The organism is Pseudomonas sp. Colony2 (assembly GCF_019382755.1).
In the GTDB taxonomy this organism is placed as follows: domain Bacteria; phylum Pseudomonadota; class Gammaproteobacteria; order Pseudomonadales; family Pseudomonadaceae; genus Aquipseudomonas.
In genome coordinates, this window is sequence record NZ_CP080030.1 from 3878409 (window position 1) to 3898811 (window position 20403).

At 61.9% G+C, this 20403-nt stretch carries 17 protein-coding genes; 12 read left to right on the top strand and 5 right to left on the bottom strand.

Features of this window, described 5'->3' with window-relative positions:
• A partial coding sequence (gene ggt / locus JV201_RS15195) for a gamma-glutamyltransferase (protein ID WP_219405650.1) occupies positions 1-1152 on the bottom strand: 1152 nt, incomplete at its 3' end.
• Positions 1153-1305: 153 nt separating this feature from the next.
• Between ggt and JV201_RS15200 the strand changes: the two genes are divergently transcribed.
• Positions 1306-1962, top strand: a complete 657-nt coding sequence (locus tag JV201_RS15200; protein ID WP_003215344.1) for a TetR/AcrR family transcriptional regulator — start codon at positions 1306-1308, stop codon at positions 1960-1962.
• Positions 1963-2083: 121 nt separating this feature from the next.
• Here JV201_RS15200 and JV201_RS15205 read toward each other — a convergent pair whose 3' ends face one another.
• The 4 genes from JV201_RS15205 to JV201_RS15220 form a co-directional block, all read right to left on the bottom strand.
• Positions 2084-5620: a molybdopterin cofactor-binding domain-containing protein gene (locus JV201_RS15205; RefSeq protein ID WP_219405651.1), complete on the bottom strand. Its 3537-nt coding sequence runs from the start codon at positions 5618-5620 to the stop codon at positions 2084-2086.
• 16 nt (positions 5621-5636) lie between these two features.
• Complete coding sequence (locus JV201_RS15210; protein ID WP_219405652.1) at positions 5637-6113, bottom strand: (2Fe-2S)-binding protein; 477 nt, start codon at positions 6111-6113, stop codon at positions 5637-5639.
• A 256-nt stretch (positions 6114-6369) separates the two neighbouring features.
• Positions 6370-6804 (bottom strand): MarR family winged helix-turn-helix transcriptional regulator, encoded by a 435-nt coding sequence (locus JV201_RS15215; RefSeq protein WP_003215338.1) that lies wholly within the window; start codon positions 6802-6804, stop codon positions 6370-6372.
• Positions 6805-6993: 189 nt separating this feature from the next.
• Positions 6994-8046 carry a 2,5-dihydroxypyridine 5,6-dioxygenase gene (locus tag JV201_RS15220; RefSeq protein WP_003215335.1) on the bottom strand — a complete coding sequence of 351 codons (1053 nt, stop codon included), beginning with the start codon at positions 8044-8046 and terminating at the stop codon, positions 6994-6996.
• A gap of 308 nt (positions 8047-8354) precedes the next feature.
• Here JV201_RS15220 and JV201_RS15225 point away from each other — a divergent pair, with 308 nt between their 5' ends.
• The 11 genes from JV201_RS15225 to JV201_RS15275 all read left to right on the top strand — a co-directional run bounded on the left by JV201_RS15225 (position 8355) and on the right by JV201_RS15275 (position 20398).
• Positions 8355-9488, top strand: coding sequence for an FAD-dependent monooxygenase (locus JV201_RS15225; RefSeq protein ID WP_003215332.1), 1134 nt, complete (start codon positions 8355-8357; stop codon positions 9486-9488).
• Positions 9485-10294, top strand: a complete 810-nt coding sequence (locus JV201_RS15230) for an alpha/beta fold hydrolase (RefSeq protein ID WP_219405653.1) — start codon at positions 9485-9487, stop codon at positions 10292-10294. The genes JV201_RS15225 and JV201_RS15230 overlap by 4 nt, the downstream gene beginning before the upstream one ends.
• Before the next feature lie 11 nt (positions 10295-10305).
• On the top strand, positions 10306-11058 hold the full coding sequence (locus JV201_RS15235; RefSeq protein WP_003215329.1) for a hypothetical protein: 753 nt from the start codon (positions 10306-10308) through the stop codon (positions 11056-11058).
• Between the two features lie 139 nt (positions 11059-11197).
• Entirely contained in the window at positions 11198-11830 is a 633-nt protein-coding gene (locus JV201_RS15240; RefSeq protein ID WP_087692686.1) for an N-carbamoylsarcosine amidohydrolase, read from the top strand.
• Positions 11831-12052: 222 nt separating this feature from the next.
• Complete coding sequence (locus JV201_RS15245; protein WP_177022552.1) at positions 12053-13363, top strand: MFS transporter; 1311 nt, start codon at positions 12053-12055, stop codon at positions 13361-13363.
• 27 nt (positions 13364-13390) lie between these two features.
• Positions 13391-14473, top strand: coding sequence for a nucleoside hydrolase (locus JV201_RS15250; RefSeq protein WP_008436139.1), 1083 nt, complete (start codon positions 13391-13393; stop codon positions 14471-14473).
• 71 nt (positions 14474-14544) lie between these two features.
• Positions 14545-15828, top strand: a complete 1284-nt coding sequence (locus tag JV201_RS15255; RefSeq protein WP_219405654.1) for a glycosyltransferase — start codon at positions 14545-14547, stop codon at positions 15826-15828.
• A gap of 71 nt (positions 15829-15899) precedes the next feature.
• Positions 15900-16805: an AraC family transcriptional regulator gene (locus tag JV201_RS15260; RefSeq protein ID WP_003215319.1), complete on the top strand. Its 906-nt coding sequence runs from the start codon at positions 15900-15902 to the stop codon at positions 16803-16805.
• Between the two features lie 336 nt (positions 16806-17141).
• Complete coding sequence (locus JV201_RS15265; protein ID WP_003215317.1) at positions 17142-18452, top strand: sugar ABC transporter substrate-binding protein; 1311 nt, start codon at positions 17142-17144, stop codon at positions 18450-18452.
• Between the two features lie 178 nt (positions 18453-18630).
• Positions 18631-19557, top strand: a complete 927-nt coding sequence (locus JV201_RS15270) for a carbohydrate ABC transporter permease (RefSeq protein WP_003215314.1) — start codon at positions 18631-18633, stop codon at positions 19555-19557.
• Positions 19558-19567: 10 nt separating this feature from the next.
• Positions 19568-20398 carry a carbohydrate ABC transporter permease gene (locus tag JV201_RS15275; RefSeq protein ID WP_003215312.1) on the top strand — a complete coding sequence of 277 codons (831 nt, stop codon included), beginning with the start codon at positions 19568-19570 and terminating at the stop codon, positions 20396-20398.
• Positions 20399-20403 lie beyond the last annotated feature (5 nt).

A 20403-nucleotide genomic window follows, 5' to 3' on the forward strand; every position in this document is an offset into this window, starting at 1 on the left:
CCACTTGTCGACGATGGAGTAGTGGGTGGTGTTATTGCCTTCGTGGGGCGAAACGCCCGGCTTGATGTCCTGGGAAATCCCGGCTTTCTGCGGGTCGATGGCAGCGCGCAGTTTGGCGGCGTAATCCTTGTTCAGCAGGTGCTCGACCGGGTTCTGCACGAAGTCCGGGTCGCCGAGGTAGCTGTTGCGGTCGACGTACGCGTGGCGCATGGCTTCGATCTGGTAGTGCAGGCCCTGGGCCGAGTGATAGCCGAGGTCGGCCATCGGGTAGCCTTCGAGGATGTTCATGATTTCGCAGATGACCACCCCGCCCGAGCTCGGTGGTGGTGCGGACACCACGTGGTAGCCACGGTAGTCACACTCGATGGGCGCCAGTTCGCGGGTCTTGTATTTGTCCAGGTCGGCCTGGGTGATGATGCCTTTGCCCGATTGGCTGGAATCCACAATCGCCTTGGCTACCCAGCCTTTGTAAAAGCCATCGGTGCCCTTGGCGGAGATTTCCCGCAGGGTTTTCGCCAGGTCTTTCTGCACCAGCTTCTGGCCCACCAGCATCGGCTCGCCTCCGTGCAGGAAGATGCCGCGCAGGTCTTTGTCTTTCTTGAATTCGTCAGTAGCGGTGTGCAGCAGGTCGACATCGCCCTGCTCCAGGGCAAAACCGTCTTCGGCCAGCTTGATCGCCGGGGCGATGACCTGGGCGCGCTTGAGGGTGCCGTATTTGCTCAGCGCCAGTTCCATGCCCGACACAGTGCCGGGAACGCCGACCGCCAGGTGGCCCTTGGAGCTGAGGTCCGGGACCACGTTGCCGTCCTTGTCCAGGTACATGTCGGCGGTCGCGGCCAGCGGGGCTTTTTCGCGGAAGTCGAGGAAGGTCTTGCGGCCGTCGGCCAGTTGCACGGTCATGAACCCACCCCCGCCGAGGTTGCCGGCTGCCGGGTACACCACGGCCAGGGCGTAGCCCACCGCCACCGCCGCATCCACGGCGTTGCCGCCGGCCTTGAGCACATCCACGCCCACATGGGTCGCCAGATGCTGGGCGGTGACCACCATGCCATTTTCGCCAGCCACCGGGGCCTGGGAGGCCGCCTGCACGCCGCTGACAGTCAGCACCAGCGCGGTGGCAATCAAAGTTCGGGTAAACGGTTGGTATTTCATCCCTGCATACTCTGTTTATTAGAAGAACTCGAAAGTAATACGTTTCCGATCCAAGCCCCAGCGTTATGCCGCGTTTGTGACAGAGCCTGTCGGTAACGGAATAATGCCCATGCTATATTCCGGGCCTTTACGCCGCGCAGCAGAGGCTTTTCGATGGTGATCAAGAAGACCGGTATCCGCGCCCAGCAAGCCGACCAGACCCGCGCGCGGATTCTCCAGGCGGCGGTCAAGGTCTTCACCCGCGACGGCTATTCCGGCGGGCGTGTGGAAAGCATTTCCCGCGAGGCCGACTCCAACGACCGCATGCTGTATTACTACTTCGGCAGCAAGGAGCACCTGTTTGTGTGTGTGCTGGAGCACACCTATGAACAGTTCAACAAGGCCGAAAGCAAGCTCAAGCTCGACCTGACTGCACCGGTGCAAGCGTTGCAGGCGCTGGTGGGGTTTATCTGGAATTACTACGTCAAGCATCCCGAGTTTGTGGCGATCCTGAGCATCGAGAACCTGCACCAGGGCAAGCATGCGAAGCAGTCGGGTGAACTGCGGCGGTTGTCCGGGGAGGCGGTTGGGGTGTTGCGGCCGATCATTGAAGCGGGCCAGGCCCAGGGGCTGTTTCGTGAAGATGTGGACATCAAGCATGTGTACTTGATGATTGCTTCGTTGTGCTACTTCTATAACTCCAACCAGCACACGCTGAGTTCGTTTTTGGGGGAGGATTTGGCGGATAAGACCCAGCAGCGGGATTGGCTGGGGTTTATCAGTGATCTGGTGTTGCGCGGGGTATGCGTGACACCGCCCATCCAACGGTAGAACCTGGATCTAAATGTGGGAGCGGGCTTGCTCGCGAATGCGGTGTATCAGTCAATATATTTGGCGACTGACGAACCGCTTTCGCGAGCAAGCCCGCTCCCACATTTTTTGACCGTGTGAATCAATGGGTACCGGGATTGGCTCGCAGGTGTGCCACGGTTTGCTCCAGGCCTTCCCACTGCGGTGCATGGGGTGCGAAGCGCCCGCGCAGGTATGCGGCCAACTCCGCCACTTGGGTGTTCGACAAACTGTCCTTGAACGCCGGCATGTAACCCAGATCCTTGGTCGCCGGAGTGCTGATCCCTTGCAAAATCACCTTGATCAGGTTGTCCGGTTGATCGCTGTGCACATTGGTATTGGTCGCCAGTGATGGGCTGACGCCGAACAGCTTCGGGCCCTGTCCGTCGGCATGGCAGGCCTTGCATGAACCTTCGAATACCCGTCGCCCATTGGCATTGGGCACCGTCGCAGCTGCCACCACCTGCGCTTCGGCGGCGCCGCTGTCGTTCAGCGAAGCCAGGTATACCGCCATCGCGCGGATGTCGGTCTTGGGCAGTTTCGCCAGTTCAGTCACGACCGGTCCCATCGGCCCCGTTGCCACGCCATGGGCATCGGAATAACCAGTGCTCAGGTAGCTGAACAATTGGTCTTCGGTCCACGGCGTCGGCGCCTTGGACAAGCCATTCAAGGCCGGCGCTTCCCAACCGTCCACCCTGCCGCCCGCGAGGAACGCCTTGCCGCCCTTCTCCGCCCCCATCAGGTTGCGCGGCGAATGGCACGCCGCGCAGTGCCCCAAACCGTTGACCAGGTAAGCGCCACGATTCCATTGCTCGCTGCGCTGTGGCTGCACGCTGATTTCTCCGCGGCGCAGGAACAGCGCATTCCAGCCGGCCATCAACGGCCGGATATTGAACGGAAACTTCATCGCATTCGGCACCGGTGCCTGGCTCACCGGCGCCTGGGACATCAGGTAGGCATACAGTGCCTGCATGTCGGCATCGTTGATATTGCGAAACGCCGTATAGGGAAACGCCGGGTACAGGTTGCGCCCGTCGCGGCCAATGCCGTCGCGCATCGCCCGCTCGAACGCCGGGTAGGACCAGTTGCCAATCCCGGTTTTCTCATCCGGGGTGATGTTGCTGCTGTAAAGGGTGCCGAACGGCGTATGCATCGCCAGCCCGCCGGCATTGGGGGCGCCGCCCGGTGCCGTGTGGCACACCGCGCAATCCCCCACGGCGGCCAGCAAGCGCCCACGCTCCAGGGTGGCCTTGGACCAGGTTCCGGCGCTGGGCGGTGTGATCGGGGCAATTTCACTGTGAAACGGCCACGCGGTAGCAGCCATGCCCAGCACCGCGCCAAAGGCGGCGAACAATGAGCCGAACAACCATTTGCGGCGCTTTTCCGGGGACTTCGCCGGCTCGCCCAGGGTGCCTGCATTCAGCGCCGCCAATACCCGCTCGGGAGTAATCGGCAGCTCGCGAAAACGGATGCCGGTGGCGTCATAGATCGCATTGGCAATCGCCGCCGCGCTGGGCACCGAGGCCGACTCACCGGCGCCCATCGGGGGCTGGTCCTGGCGCGGCATCATCAGTACGTCGATCTGCGGCACTTCCGGGAAGGTCAGGATCGGATAACCGCCCCACTCCTTGCTCGCCACGGTCGACTCTTCAAAGGTCACGCGTTCCTTGAGCACACGGCTGGTGGACTGGATCACATTGCCGTGGATCTGATGCTGCACCCCTGCGGGGTTGATCATCATCCCCGAGTCATGCCCGATCACCACCCGCGTCACCGAGACATCGCCGGTCTGCTTGTCGATGGCCACGTCCGCGACCCAGGCCGCCCACGCCGCGCCGAAGCCGGGAAACTTGCTGTGGATGTAGCGCGCGTAGGCAAAGCCCCGACCACGCAGCAGGTGGTCCTCATTCGCGGTTTGCATCGGCGCGGTACGCGGTGCCCAGTTGGCGCGTTCGGCGGTGGATTTCACCAGGTCGATGGCGCGCTCGTCCTTCAGGTAACGCAGGCGGTACTCCACCGGGTCGACCCCGGCGGCAAACGCCAGTTCGTCGATATAGGATTCATGGGCGAAGGTGTTGGGCAACGCCGACACACCGCGCATCCACGAGGCGCGAACGATCGGCGCCATGTCGTTGATGGTGACGCGCATGTTCGCGATGTCGTAGGGCGGGATCGAGGTGCGGTCGCCCATCTCGAACATCGCCGCCACCGGCTCGACCCGGCCGGTCAACAGCAGCGCCAGGGTGGGCGCGCCGTTGGACGGGTAGCTGGTTTCAAAGTCATAGGCGGCGATGCTGCCGTCGGCGTTCAGGCCGCCGTCGACATCCATCAATTGCGCGGTGCCCTTGGGCTCCCACAGGTGCTCCTGTTCGCGGGTCAGTTGCACCCGCACCGGCTTGCCCACCGCACGCGACAGCAGCAAGGCGTCGGCGCATACATCATCGGCGCAGTTACGGCCGTAGCAGCCGGCGGCCTCCATGCGAATCACGTCGATGGACGCTTCCGGGCATTCCAGCAACCAGGCCAGGTCGGCCCGCAGCAGGTGCGGGTTCTGGCTGCCCGACCAGACGCGGCTGCCACCGGGCTGATAATCCGCCACGCCACAGGACGGGCCGATGGAGCCGTGCATCTGGTATGGCCACAGGTAGGTGCGCGGCATGCGCTGGCTGGCGGCGGCCAGGGCTGCGTCGACGTTGCCCTGGTCGAGCACGGTGCGGCGTACCCGCGGGTTGTCGCGGATTGCCTGCTCCACATCGCTCATGTCCGGCAGTGGGTGGTTCCAGGGTTTCCAGTGCACCTGCAGTTCCTGGGCGGCCTTGATTGCCTGCTCTTCGCGCAAGGCCACCACGCCGACAAAATCACGGATCACCACCACCGCAACAATGCCCGGGATATGGGCGATGGAAGACTCGTCGACCTTCAGCAGGCTGTTGCCGACAAAGTCACCGCAATCCAGGCCCGCATACGGCGGGCGGATCACCCGACCGTGGAGCATGTCCGGCACGCGCATGTCGTGCACGTACGTCAGTTCGCCGGTGGCCTTGCCCGGGATATCCACCCGGGCTGCGCCCTTGCCCACCAGGCGGTAATCGGCGGTGGCCTTGAGCGGTGCATCGCCGCTGATGCGCAGTTGGTCATGCTCGCCCGTCACCAGTTCGCCATAAGTGATGGTGCGCCCGTCTTCGCCGCGGATAACGCCTGCGTCGACCTTGAGACTTTGAGCATTTACGGACCAGCGTTGCGCCGCCCGCGCCAGCAGGAAACGCCGGGCTTCGGCGGCGGCATTGCGCAGCGGAATCGCGGAGATCTGCAAGGTTGCGCTGGCAATGGTCGCGCCCTGGTTCGGCGCACGCTCGGTGTCGCCCAGCACCATGCGCACCTGGTCCATGGTCAGGTCCAGTTCTTCAGCGACGATCTGCGCCAGGGAGGTGCGAATGCCGGTGCCCAGGTCCACATGCCCGTTGAAGGCGTACACCAGCCCGTCATCGTTCACTGCGATAAACAGCCCCAGTTCCTTGGGCTTGACCGTCGGTGTGCCGCCTTTGGCCACCGGCCCCGAAGGTGGCAGCACATCGTCGACGATCAGCAGGACGCCGGCCTTGGCCAGCCATTGGTCACGGGAAGGGATTGCATCAGTCATGGTCATCGATCCACGTTCAAGGCATTAGGCGGGCGGCACGCAGCACCGCGCGGAGGATTTCGATATGGGTGCCACAGCGGCAGAGGTTGCCCGACAGTTCGCTGCGCACCTCGGCTTCGCTGGGGTTGGGATTGCGGTCGAGCAAGGCCTTGGCGGTCATGATCATACCGTTGAGGCAGTAGCCGCACTGGGCGGCCTGTTCATCGATGAAGGCCTGCTGCACCGGGTGCGGGGTCTGGCGGGTGCCGAGGCCTTCGAGGGTGACGATGTTGCGGCCCACGGCACCCGACAGGGGGAAGACGCAGGAGCGTGCAGCCACGCCGTCGATGATCACCGTGCAGGCGCCGCACTCCCCCAGGCCGCAGCCGTATTTGGGGCCGTTGAGTTGCAGGTCATTGCGCAGGATCAACAACAGCGGGGTGTCGGCCATTGCGCTGACTTCGCTGGTGTGGCCGTTGACCTCAAGCGTTACCGTGATGTTCTGGCTGGTCATTCGCTTCGCCCGTTGGATTTGGTGAAGTGTCCACTACATCAAACAGTCAAAAAAAAGCGTCGCGTACCTGGGGTCTCGCGACACACTTGAAGGGTGAAGTGGTTACTACATCAACGTAGAGCAAAAACGGTGCCAGAAGATGGATGAATACCTGTGGCGAGGGAGCTTGCTCCCGCTGGGTTGCGAAGCGACCCCAAAAGATGGGCCTGCTGCGCAGTCCAGCGGGAGCAAGCTTCCTCACCACAGGGGATCGGGGTCAGGTTTGGGGGTCTTCGATCATTTTGCGTAGCAGGAAGAGTACAGCGACGCGTTCGGCGGGGTTGAGGTTGCTCAGGGTCAGTTCGGTGATGGTGGCGGCGCAGGGCACGGTTTGCTGCACCAGGGCGGCGCCGGAGTCGGATAGGTTGACCACGACTTTGCGTTTGTCCTGCGGGTCGGGTTCGAGGGTGATCAGTTCGCGGGCCTTGAGGCGTTCGACGATGCCACGGATGGTCGCCTGGTCGACGGCGGTGGCCTTGACCAGTTCGGTGAGCGAACTTGCACCGTGATCGCGCAGGGCGCACAGGGTGACGAACTGCACGGCGGTGAGCTGGGAGTCGCCGACGTTCTGCTGGAAGATCGCCAGGTGACGCTGGTAGGCCTTGCGCAGCAGGTGGCCGACTTGCTCGGAGAAAACGTAGGAATCAGGCACGGCGGGCTCGGGAAGGCGGTGGTCGATGGGGTGGCATGATGGCGGGGTTGTGGAAATGACTCAAGGATCTCATTGCCGGAACGCGGTTGAAATGTGGGAGCGGGCTTGCTCGCGAATGCGGTGTGTCAGGTGGCGCATGTGTGACTGGCGTACCGCATTCGCGAGCAAGCCCGCTCCCACATTGGATGTTTAGTGGGCCAGGGAGGCCTTGGGGGCTACGACGTCGCCGGCGATGACTACGGCCTCATCATCGAGGTAGACGTCGCAATTGCGCAGCGGGATGTCCATGTGGCACGGCGTCTTGCGGGTGCCGCCGACTTCGGTGTTCGGGCCGGTGGAGAACAGGAAGTTGCCGTAGAACGCGCGGGCGTCCATGCACATGCCGTCGTTCTTGTCGTGCAGGCCCATGGCCGTCCATTGCGCCCGTGGCTGCAGGCCCCAGCCGATGTGGGAGATGCCATATACCTCGGGGTCGTTGAAGTATTTCATGTAGTCGCGCAGGTATTCGGCCTCGAAACCACCGTGGATTCTGGTGATGAAGCCCTTCTCGATCTCCAGGGTGATTTTCTCCCGGGTGTAGGTCTTGAACGGCAGCAGGATGTCGCCGATATCCAGCACCAGCACGCCCTCTGCAGTTTCCTCATTTGGCCAGGAGAACAGGAAGCCGCTCGGCCAGTGGTCCCAGCGTCCCGGTTCGTCGGCAAAGCCGTATTCGGTGACGGACGGGTATTGCCCCAGCGCCGCCCGGAAATCACTGCCGGCGCGGGATTTGACGTGGATCGAGCGGGCTTTTTTCAGCAGTTCTTCAGCGGCCAGCACGCGCACTTTGTCCTCTTCGGTCGGCAGCATGCGCGCCAGCACTTCCGGGGGTTCAACCGCCAGCAGGATGCGCGTGCCGGTCTTGAGGATCTGTTCCTGCTCCGGCGAGTGCAACAGCATCATGGTGTCGACGATCAGGTCTGCCGCTTCCAGCGCCCGCTGCGCCGCGATATTGCCGGTCAGGGCAGTGTCGCCACAGTAGGCGGTCATGTCATTGCCCATCGCCCGGGGATGGTTGAACGACGGCAACTCCACCGCATACACCTTGGCCCCCAGGCGCTGCGCAGCGTCCATCGCGGCGCGCACGGTGCGCGGGTCGGAGTAATGGCTCTTGAGCACGGCGACGCTCTGGGTCGGGTCGACCTTCGAGAGCTTCAACACATGCTCAAACATCTGGGTCAGTTCGCAATCACTTACCGGCATTTCCTGTCTCCTCAGCTGCTGCACCAAGATCTTGCAGGGCGCTTCACTCTAGTGCGTTTTTATAGCGTATACGCCAATTAATCACGATAAGAACTGATTTCATCATGGACTGCAAGCACCACGCCAAAACGTTACGAATCCACACAAGCGCAGTTATATATGGAGATAACCGGTTACAGGGGATCGATATGGCCAAAAAAACAATTTTTCAGGCGTGGGCTTTTCATTTGAAAAAATGAGCGTATACACTTTAACAACCTTGCGGACAGACGCCGCCGGCCATTATTCGAAAAAGAGGACCACGCCCCATGGGAAGCACACAAAAAATCGCAATCGTCGGCGCCGGCCTTGGCGGTGCCGCCGCTGCCACCCTGCTGCAACAGGCAGGGTTCGACGTGGACATCTACGAGCAGGCGCCGGAGTTTTCCCGCCTGGGTGCCGGGATCCACATGGGCCCCAACATCATGAAAATCTTCCGCCGCATGGGCATCGAAAAACAGCTGGACCTGATGGGGTCGCACCCCGAGCACTGGTTCAGCCGCGATGGTGAAACCGGCGACTACCTGTCACGCATTCCCCTGACTGGCTACGGCGCGTCCTACATCACCGTGCATCGCGGCGATCTGCACGCGCTGCAGATGTCCACTCTCAAGCCCGGCACCCTGCACTTCAACAAGCGCCTGGAAACCCTTGAAGAAACCGATACCCAGGTGCGCCTGACTTTCGCCGACGGCGAGGTAACCTACGCCGACATCGTGATCGGTGCCGACGGCATCAACTCGCGCATTCGTGAAGAGCTGCTGGGTGCCGAAAAACCGTTGTACAGCGGCTGGGTCGCGCACCGTGCGCTGATCCGTGGCGACCAGTTGGCCAAGTACGACCTGAAGTTCGAAGACTGCATCAAGTGGTGGACCGAGGACCGGCACATGATGGTCTACTACACCACCGGCAAGCGCGACGAGTACTACTACGTCACCGGCGTGCCGCACCCGGAATGGGACTTCCAGGGCGCCTTCGTCGACAGCAGCCGGGAGGAGATGTTCGACGCCTTCAAGGGCTACCACCCGACCGTCCAGGCCCTGATCGAATCCACCGAAAGCGTGACCAAATGGCCGTTGCGCAACCGCAACCCGCTGCCGTTGTGGAGCCGTGGTCGCCTGGTATTGCTGGGCGATGCCTGCCACCCGATGAAACCCCATATGGCTCAGGGCGCCGGCATGGCCATCGAAGACGCCGCGATGCTGACGCGCTGCCTGCAGGAAACAGGGATCGGCGACTACCGCACCGCGTTCGAGCTGTATGAAGCCAACCGCAAGGAACGCGCGTCCCGGGTGCAGGCCGTGTCCAACGCCAACACCTGGCTGCGCACCCAGGAAGATCCGGACTGGGTCTACGGCTATGACCTCTACGCCCAGCAACTGAAATCGGGGGTGGCGGCGTGAGCAGCTTTCTCTACGGCGGCAATGTCCAGGCCAACGGTATCCGCCAGCATTACCTGCGTTACGGCGGCAAGGGCCCGGCACTGATCCTGATTCCCGGCATCACCAGCCCGGCGATTACCTGGGGTTTTGTCGCGGAACGCCTGGGTTTGCACTTCGACACCTACGTGCTGGACGTGCGCGGTCGCGGCCTGTCGTCCACCGGCCCGGAGCTGAACTACAGCGCCGACACCTGCGCCGATGACATTGGCGCGTTTGCCGACGCCCTGAAGCTCGACAGCTATCACCTGGTCGGCCATTCCATGGGCGCGCGGTTTGCCGTACGCAGTGCGGTGCGCCATCCACAAGGTGTCAACCGCGTGGTGTTGATCGACCCGCCGATGTCCGGACCGGGTCGCCGCGAATACCCAAGCAAACTGCCGTGGTACGTCGATTCGATTCGTCAATCCCAGGTCGGCATGGATGCGGAGGCGATGCGCGCCTTCTGCGCCACCTGGACCGACGAACAACTGCAACTGCGCGCCGAATGGCTGCACACCTGCTACGAGCCGGCGATCGTGCGTGCGTTCAATGACTTCCATACCGTCGACTTTCATCAGGACCTGCCCCACCTGGGGGCTCCTGCCCTGCTGATTGTTGCCGGACGCGGCGGTGTAATTCAGGCCGAAGATGTCGCGGAAGTCCGACAGTTACAGCCGACCCTACAGGTCGCCCATGTGCCAAATGCAGGACACATGATCCCCTGGGATGACCTTGAAGGCTTTTTCGCTGCCTTCGGCGACTTCCTCGGCCAGCCCCTGACTGCATAACGGAGACCATCATGCTCAAGCCTTATCGCATCGGCCAGATTGTGCCGAGCTCCAACACCACCATGGAAACCGAGATCCCGGCGATGCTTAACGCGCGCCAGGCGATCCGCCCGGAACGTTTCACCTTTCACTCCAGCCGCATGCGCATGAAGCAAGTGCGCAAGGAAGAACTGGCGGCCATGGACGGTGAGTCCGACCGTTGCGCCATCGAACTGTCCGACGCCAAGGTCGACGTGCTGGGCTACGCCTGCCTGGTAGCGATCATGGCCATGGGGCTGGGTTACCACCGCAAGTCCGAGCAACGCCTGCGCAAGGCCACCGCCGACAACGACGCCAACGCCCCGGTGATCACCAGTGCCGGCGCCCTGATCGAAGGCCTTAAAGTCATGGGTGCCAAACGCATCGCCATTGTTGCGCCGTACATGAAACCGCTGACCGAACTGGTGGTGAACTACATCCGCGAAGAAGGCTTTGAAGTGGTGGACTGGCGCGCCCTGGAAATCCCCGACAACCTCGAAGTGGCCCGCCACGACCCGGCCAACCTGCCGGCGATTGTTGCCGGGATGAACCTGGAAGGTGTCGACGTAATCGTACTGTCGGCCTGCGTACAAATGCAGTCGCTGCCCGTGGTCGCGAAGGTCGAAGCCCAGACCGGCCTGCCGGTACTCACCGCCGCCATCGCCACCACCTACGCCATGCTCAAGGCCCTGGACCTGGAACCCATCGTCCCCGGCGCCGGCGCCCTGCTCTCCGGCGCCTACTAAAAACGCTTTTGTGGCGAGGGAGCTTGCTCCCGCTGGGGTGCGAAGCGCCCCCAAAAAAACAGGCCTGCTACGCAGCCCAACGGGAGCAAGCTCCCTCGCCACAAGGTTATGTGCACTGCCCATTACCGAGGACTGAAAGATGAGCGAACAATCCGCCGACGCCAACTACCAGGGCGTCTGGGGTAACCGAATCGGCTTCGGCAAAAAATCCGCCCTGCTGATGATCGACTTCATGCAAGGCTATACCACCGAAGGCGCGCCACTGTTTGCCCCCGAAGTGCGCATCGCCGTGGCCGAAAGCGTCGAGCTGCTGGGCTGCGCCAGGCGTCACGGAATCAGCGTGGTGCACACCAATATCCGCTACCATCCGGGCCATTTCGCCGACGGCGGTATCTGGGTAAAAAAGGCCCCGGTGATGAAAGACATGGTCGAGGGTAACCCCCTCGCCGCCTTCTGCACCGAAGTGCTGCCCCTGGCCAATGAAGTGGTCATCACCAAACAATACGCCAGCGCGTTTTTCGGCAGCAGCCTGGCCCCGATGCTGCACGCCCAGGGCATCGACACCGTGGTGCTCGCCGGCTGTTCCACCAGCGGCTGCATCCGGGCCACCGCAGTGGATGCGGTGCAACACGGGTTTCGTACCATCGTCGTGCGCGAATGCGTCGGCGACCGCCACCCGGCGCCCCATGAAGCCAACTTGTTCGATATCGACAGCAAGTACGGCGACGTGGTGAGCAAGCAGGAGGCGATGAGCAAGTTCAAGGAGCAGTAACGCGTCAACAGGAACCACGACAAAGAGCGTGGTCCGGAAAAAACTGAGCGCCCACGCTGGAATGCAGTCGAATGTGGGAGCAAGCCCGCTCCCACACTTGATCACCTCCAACAGGGCACCTCAGTCTTCTGTCACTGCCTTTGGAAGTCGCTTTCACAGCACTCCGAAGTGCTGAAAAAGCGGCCGTATAAAAACCATAAGTCACCGCCAGGAGACACCCCAATGCCCATTGCGAATGCAGCGCCCGCGACTACGGTCGCCGATCCGGTCCACACGCTCTACCACAAGATCACCTGGAAGCTGATTCCGTTCCTGTGTTTCTGCTACCTCGCGGCCTACCTGGACCGCATCAATATCGGCTTCGCCAAACTGCAGATGCTCGACCAGCTGCACTTCAGCGAAACCGCGTTCGGCCTCGGTGCCGGGCTGTTTTTTGTCGGCTATATCATCTTCGAAGTCCCCAGCAACCTGATCCTGGAAAAGGTCGGGGCGAAGATCTGGATCGCCCGCATCATGATCACCTGGGGCCTGCTGTCGGCCTGCACCATGCTGGTCACCTCCACCACCCAGTTCTACATCCTGCGGTTCCTGCTGGGTGCGGCCGAAGCCGGGTTTCTGCCGGGCGTGCTGTATTACCTGACCACCTGGTTTCCCACCCATCGCCGGGGGCGGATCATCGCCCTGTTCATGATCGGCCTGCCGCTGTCCAGCGTGATCGGCGGCCCGTTGTCCGGCTGGATCATGGGCCACTTCGACAACATGGCCGGCCTGCGCGGCTGGCAGTGGCTGTTCCTGATCGAAGCGGTGCCCAGCGTGCTGCTCGGTGTGTGGACCTTCTGGGCGCTGCCCAATACCTATCAGCAAGCCAAGTGGCTGTCGCCGGAAGAAAAAAACCTGCTGGAAAGCGAACTGCGCAAGGACGACGCCGACGGTGCCGGCAGCAAACACAGCTTCCGCGACGGCTTCTTCAACCTCAAGGTGTGGATGCTCGGCGGTATCGACTTCTCGATCCTGCTCAGTGCCTATGCCATGGGGTTCTGGATGCCCACATTCATCCGCAACGCCGGGATTACCGACACTTTCCACATCGGCATCCTCACGGCCCTGCCCAGCGTGGCGGCCCTCTTGGGCATGCTGCTGATCGGCGCCAGCTCCGACAAACACCGCGAACGCCGCTGGCACATCATCGTGCCGTTCTTCATCGGCGCGGCGGCGATGGCTACCAGTACGTTCTTCACCCATAACGTGGTCGCCACCGTGGCGCTGTTTGCGATTGCCTCGGCGGCGATCATCGGTGCGGTGCCGGTGTTTTTCAGCCTGCCGGCGACCTTCCTGAAAGGCACCGCAGCGGCCACCGGCTTTGCCCTGGCCTGCTCGCTGGCGAACATCGCGGGCCTGGTGAGCAACTCGTTGATGGGCGTGGCGATTGACGTCACCGGCAGCAGCGCGGGGGCCTTGTGGTTTTTTGCCGGCTGCCTGATTCTCAGCAGCTTCCTGGTGATCGCCTTGCCGGCGAAGCTGGTAAACCGCTAACAACAACAATTTTTCGGGTGAGTCTCCATGCAAGGTTTCATCAAGCGCTGTGCCCTGCTTGTCGCCGTGGGCCTGTGTGCCGGTACGGCGCAGGCCGCAGAAAAGGTCATCTTCGACACCGACTTCAACGTGCTCAACGATGACGGCCAGGCCTTTATCATGCTCGCCCAGCTGCACGGGCAAAAACGCATCGACCTGCTGGGCATGACCCTGGTCAGCGGCAACGCCTGGGTCGACCAGGAACAGGTCGACGCCCTCAAGGCGGTGGAACGCATGGGTGTGGAAAAGGAAGTCGGCGTGTATTCCGGCGCCGCCTACCCGCTGCTGCATGACTACGCCACCTATGAGGCGGAAAAAGCCCTGTTCGGTTCCGGCTGGCCGGGTGCGTTCAAGAACCCGCGTCCAACCAGTGCCTCACAACTGGTCGCGCCACCGGACGGCCTGGCGACCCACACCAGGCTGCGCAAGGAAACCGCCGCCCAGTTCATCGTCGACAGCGTACGGGCCAACCCCCACGAGGTAACGATCCTGGCGGTCGGCCCGCTGACCAACATTGCCCTGGCGATTCGCTCGGCCCCGGACATCGTGCCGCTGATCAAGCGCATCGTGTACATGGGCGGCGCGCTGGAGATTCCGGGCAACACCACGCCGGCGGCGGAGTTCAACTGGTGGTTCGACCCGGAGGCCGCGAAGATCGTGTTGCGCTCGCCCATCGAACACGTGATTTTTCCCAACGATGTCTGTGAGAAAGTCACCTTCGACAAGTCGGTGTATGAGCGGGTGATCGCACACAAAGGCCCGATTGCCGACCTGTACAAGCACGAGTTCGGGCCACTGTTCGCCAAGGACCCGGCTTACCACAGCTTCACCTGGGACAGCCTGCCGGCACTGTTTCTCGTGAACCCCGGGATCGTCACCGAATCCCGCGAGCTGTGGGTGGACGTGGATGCCACCTTCGGCGCCGACTATGGCCGGGCACTGGGCTACAAGAAAGGCGCGCCGGTCGGCACGCAAAAGGCCAAGGTGGTCTTCGCGGTGGACCAGAAGCAGTTCTGGGACGGTTATGTAGGGTTGGTGACGCTGCCGACGCCGGTCAACATCTTCCGCTGAGTGCGCCGGAACTTGAGGGGCTGTGGTTTAATTGCGCGCCGTTGCCCAGCCCTTCAAGGAATCCGTTGTCGATGAATCAGCCCGCCACCAAAGTCCTGGTCATTGGCTACGTCTGGCCAGAGCCTCGCTCCTCGGCGGCCAGCGGGCACATGATGCAGATTCTGGAGAGTTTCCTGGCCCAAGGCTGGGACATCACCTTCAGCAGCCCGGCGGTCACCGGCGAACACAAGGCCGACCTGCCCGCCCTGGGCATTCGCGAATGCGCGATCGAGTTGAATAACAGCAGTTTCGACGCGTTTATCCAGCAATTGGCTCCGGATATCGTGCTGTTCGACCGTTTCATGATGGAAGAACAGTTCGGCTGGCGCGTGGAAAAATCCTGCCCGAATGCTCTTCGGGTGCTGGAAGCATCCGACCTGCAAAGCCTGCGGGACGCCCGCCACCAGCGCCTCAAGGATTTCCTGAAGGCCCACCCCGAAGCTGATGACTTCGACGCGCTGTTCAGCCGGGACCTGGCCGCCGAATTCGATGACATGGCCGATACCGACCTGGCCAAGCGCGAGATCGCTGCGATCTACCGCTGCGACATCAGCCTGATGATCTCCGACGTGGAAATCCAGTTGCTGACCGAACACTTCAAGGTGCCCGCTGCCCTGCTCCACTGGTGCCCGTTGATGCTGGCGCCGCCCACCGAAGCCTTTGCCCCCTTTGAGGACCGTGCCCACTTCCTGAGCATCGGCAATTTCCGCCATGCGCCGAACTGGGATGCGGTGTTGTGGATGAAGAACAGTGTGTGGCCGCTGATCCGCCAGCAATTGCCCGGCGCTCAACTTCACGTGTACGGCGCCTATACGCCACCCAAGGCCACCGCGCTGCACAACCCGGCCCAGGGCTTCCACGTGATGAATTGGGCCGAGGATGCATTGCAGGTCATGAGCGCTGCGCGTATCTGCCTGGCGCCACTGCGCTTTGGTGCCGGGATCAAGGGCAAGCTGGCCGACGCGATGCTCTGCGGCACACCCAGCGTTACCACACCGATTGGCGCCGAAGCCATGGGCGAACCGTGGCCCGGCGTGGTCGAACACAGCGCCAATGCACTGGCTGCTGCGGCGGTTGCGTTGTATCAAGACCAGCCACGCTGGACCCAGGCCCAGGAAGATGGCCGGCAGTTACTGGCCCGCCGTTACGCCCACGACCTCCACGGCCCGGCCCTGGTGGAGCGCCTGGAGCAGTGCCGCCGCCAGTTGGCCGAGCACCGTCGGAACAATTTCACCGGCAGCATGCTGCGCCACCACCTGCACAAAAGTACCCAGTACATGGCGCAGTGGATCGAGGCGAAAAACCGTACGCTGTAGACACAGACGCTGGCGAGGTGGCGCGCAAGGGGGCATTATCCTTTTCGCAACCACAATAAAGCGACTGCAGCATGACCCGAGCAGCGAGAATCACCGATCCTTCCTACGAGCTGATGGACGATCACAACGGTCTGTCCATCATCTATCGCCAACACGGCTTCCCGTGCCCGTTGGTGCGCTGGCATTTCCACAAGGAATACGAGCTGCACCTGATCGTTGCCAGCTCCGGCAAGGTGTTTATCGGCGACTACATCGGCAACTTCTACCCGGAAAGCCTGTTCCTCACCGGCCCCAACCTGCCCCACAACTGGATCAGCCAGGTGGCCGAGGACGAAGTGGTGCCCAAGCGCGACATGCTGGTGAACTTCACCGACGAGCTGTTCGACGGCGGCAGCCATGTCTTTGCCGAGCTCAAGACCCTGGCGCCACTGCTGGAACGGGCGCAATACGGCATCGAATTTCGCTGCAAGAAAACCATCGCCCAGGCCATGACCCTGATGCAGCGCATCGAGGATGCCCAGGGCATGGCGCGCCTGGGCCACTTCTTCATCCTGATGGAAGTGCTCAGTGCCTGCGAGGACTACCAACTGCTCTCCGGCGTGACCACGCCGCAACTGGCGGATGAACACAGCATCGACCGCACCAACCGCGCGGTGGACTACATTTTTGCCCACTACGCGCGGGAGCTGTCCCTGGAAGAGGTGGCCGAATACCTCGGCATGAAACCCACCTACTTCTCCCGCGTGTTCAAACAAGCCACCGGCCGCACCTTCATCGAATTCGTCAACCGCCTGCGTATCAGCAAGTCCTGCGAGCTGCTGGCCGATGGTGACAAAGCCGTGACCGATGTGTGCTTCGAGTCAGGCTTCAACAACATCTCCAACTTCAACCGCCGCTTCCAGCAGCTCAAGGGCATGACCCCCTCGCACTACCGGCGCCTGGCGGTGCAGCGCCTGACCGAGCAGAACCTCGCCTGAAAACGCGCGTTCCTGTGGGAACCCGCTTGTGTGGGAGCGGGCTTGCTCGCGAATGCAGTGTGTCAGGCAGCGCAAATGTCGGCTGATTCACCGCCTTCGCGAGCAAGCCCGCTCCCACATTTGCATCGCGCTCACGCAGGAAGCCGATCGCTCCCAGCGAATCGTTTCAGCAATTTTCCGCTGCAGTGCAAAAAAGTATCAGTAAAAGTGCTCCCAAGGATTTGTCAGCACGTCAATTGAAGGCTGTAATCAACGCACACTCTTCCAGCTGTCGTGGAAGACACAACAACAATAACTGTCCTTCTGCAGCCCCTGGGCGCAGAAATGGAGTGCGCGATGAAGTTCACAGCCAAAGCTCTGCTTGCCTGCACCTGCATGACCCTCAGCGCCGTCAGTCTTGGCGCGCAAACCCTGACCATTGCCACCGTCAACAACAGCGACATGATCCGCATGCAAAAGCTCTCGAAAACCTTCGAGACCGAGCATCCGGAGATCAAGCTGAACTGGGTGGTACTCGAAGAAAACGTCCTGCGCCAACGCCTCACCACCGACATCGCCACCCAGGGCGGACAGTTCGACGTGTTGACCATCGGCATGTACGAAGCTGCACTCTGGGGCGCCAAAGGCTGGCTGGAACCGATGAAGGACCTGCCTGCTTCCTACGACCTGGACGACGTTTTCCCTTCCGTGCGTGACGGCCTTTCCGTCAAGGGCTCGCTGTATGCCCTGCCGTTCTACGCCGAAAGCTCCATCACCTACTATCGCACCGACCTGTTCAAGGACGCCGGGCTGACCATGCCCGAGCACCCGACCTGGACCCAGATCGGCGAATTCGCCGCCAAACTCACCAACAAGGACAAAGAGCAGTACGGCCTGTGCCTGCGGGGCAAAGCCGGTTGGGGCGAGAACATGGCGCTGATCACCACCCTGGCCAACGGCTACGGTGCACGCTGGTTCGATGAGAAGTGGCAACCGGAATTCAACGGGCCAGAGTGGAAAGACGCACTGAACTTCTACGTCGACAACATGAAGAAATCCGGCCCGCCGGGGGCTTCCAGCAACGGTTTCAACGAAAACCTGGCGCTGTTCAACAGCGGCAAGTGCGCGATCTGGGTCGACGCCAGCGTCGCCGGCTCGTTCGTGACCGACAAGACCCAAAGCAAAGTGGCTGACCACGTCGGCTTCACCTTTGCCCCCCACGAGAAGACCGACAAAGGTACTTCGTGGCTGTACTCCTGGTCCCTGGGGATTCCAACCAGTTCCAAAGCCAAGGACGCTGCCAAGGTGTTCACCACCTGGGCCACTTCCAAGGAATACAGCCAGTTGGTCGCCAAGACCGACGGGATTGCCAACGTACCGCCAGGTACCCGCAAATCGACCTACAGCGACGAATACATGAAGGCCGCGCCGTTTGCCAAGGTGACGCTGGAATCGCTGAAAGTCGCCGACCCGAAAGACCCGTCGGCCAAGCCGGTGCCGTATGTGGGCATCCAGCTGGTGACCATTCCTGAATTCCAGGCGATTGGTACCCAGGTCGGCAAGTTCTTCTCCAGCGCACTGACCGGTGGCTCCACTGCCGAAAAAGCCCTGGCGGATGCACAGACCTTCACCGAACGCGAAATGAAGCGGGCCGGTTATCCCAAGTAAAGCGGTCTCACCACACTGAATGTGGGAACCCGCTTTCTGTAGGAGCCGGGCTTGCCCGCGATGCAGACAACTCGGTCTGTCAGTTTCACCGAGGCGCTCTCATCGCAGGCAAGCCAGCTCCCACATTTGACCGCACTCCGACCCGCATTCCGCATGTACCTGACTGGTCCTGATCACCATGAATACCACCACTGCCCAAGTGCAAACCGCTACGCCGGACAAGCCGCGTAAAAGCCGCCTGATCAACCCCGGCTGGTTCCTCGTCAGCCCCTCGGTGGCCTTGTTGCTGCTGTGGATGATCGTGCCGCTGGGCATGACCCTGTACTTCTCGCTGATTCGCTACAACCTGCTCTACCCCGGCGAAAACCAATTCGTGGGGCTGGAGAACTTCACCTACTTCATCACCGACTCGGGCTTCCTGCCCGGCGCCACCAACACCCTGTTGCTGGTGGGCAGCGTCTTGCTGATCAGCGTAGTGTTTGGCGTACTGATCAGCGCCCTGCTGGAAGCCAGCGAGTTCTTCGGTCGCGGCCTGGTGCGGGTGTTGCTGATTTCACCGTTCTTCATCATGCCCACCGTTGGTGCGCTGATCTGGAAGAACCTGATTTTCCATCCGGTGTCGGGGATCCTCGCCTACGTGTGGAAGCTGTTCGGCGCCCAGCCGGTGGACTGGCTGGCCCATTACCCGTTGCTATCGATCATTATCATCGTGTCCTGGCAGTGGCTGCCCTTCGCGATCCTGCTGCTGATGACCGCCATGCAGTCCCTCGACCAGGAACAGAAGGAAGCCGCCCGCCTCGACGGTGCCGGCGCCATCGCGATCTTCTGGCACCTGACCCTGCCGCACCTGGCACGTCCGATTGCCGTGGTGGTGATGATCGAAACGATCTTCCTGCTCTCGGTGTTCGCCGAAATCTTCACCACCACCAACGGTGGCCCCGGCTACGCCTCGACCAACCTCGCCTACCTGATCTACAACCAGGCGCTGGTGCAGTTCGACGTGGGCATGGCCTCGGCCGGCGGCTTGATTGCCGTGGTCATCGCCAATATCGCGGCGATCATCCTGGTGCGGATGATCGGCAAAAACCTGACTGACAAGCCTTGAGGGCCGCGCCATGACGCTTCAACAATCCCGCCGCCTGCAAAGCGTGCTGCTCGGCACCCTGGCCTGGGCCATCGCGATCCTGATTTTCTTCCCGATCTTCTGGATGGTGCTGACCAGCTTCAAGACCGAAATCGACGCGTTCGCCACGCCGCCGCAGTTCATCTTCACGCCGACGCTGGAGAACTACCTGCACATCAACGAGCGCAGCAACTACTTCAGCTACGCCTGGAACTCGGTACTGATTTCCTTCAGCGCCACCGCCCTGTGCCTGCTGATCTCGGTACCGGCCGCCTACTCCATGGCGTTCTACGAGACCAAGCGCACCAAGGGCACGCTGCTGTGGATGCTCTCCACCAAGATGCTGCCGCCGGTCGGCGTACTGATGCCGATCTACCTGCTGGCCAAGAGCTTCGGCCTGCTGGATACGCGCATTGCGCTGATCATCATCTACACCCTGATCAACCTGCCGATCGTGGTCTGGATGGTTTACACCTACTTCAAGGACATCCCCAAGGACATCCTCGAAGCCGCCCGCCTGGACGGCGCCACCCTGTGGCAGGAAATGGTCCGGGTGCTGCTGCCGATCGCCAAGGGCGGCCTGGCTTCCACGGTGCTGCTGTCGCTGATCCTGTGCTGGAACGAGGCGTTCTGGTCGCTGAACCTGACCTCGTCCAACGCCGCGCCGCTCACCGCGCTGATCGCCTCCTACTCCAGCCCCGAAGGTTTGTTCTGGGCCAAATTGTCTGCCGTGTCGACCCTGGCCTGTGCGCCGATCCTGATCTTTGGCTGGATCAGCCAGAAACAGCTGGTCCGCGGTCTGTCCTTCGGCGCCGTGAAATAACGGCT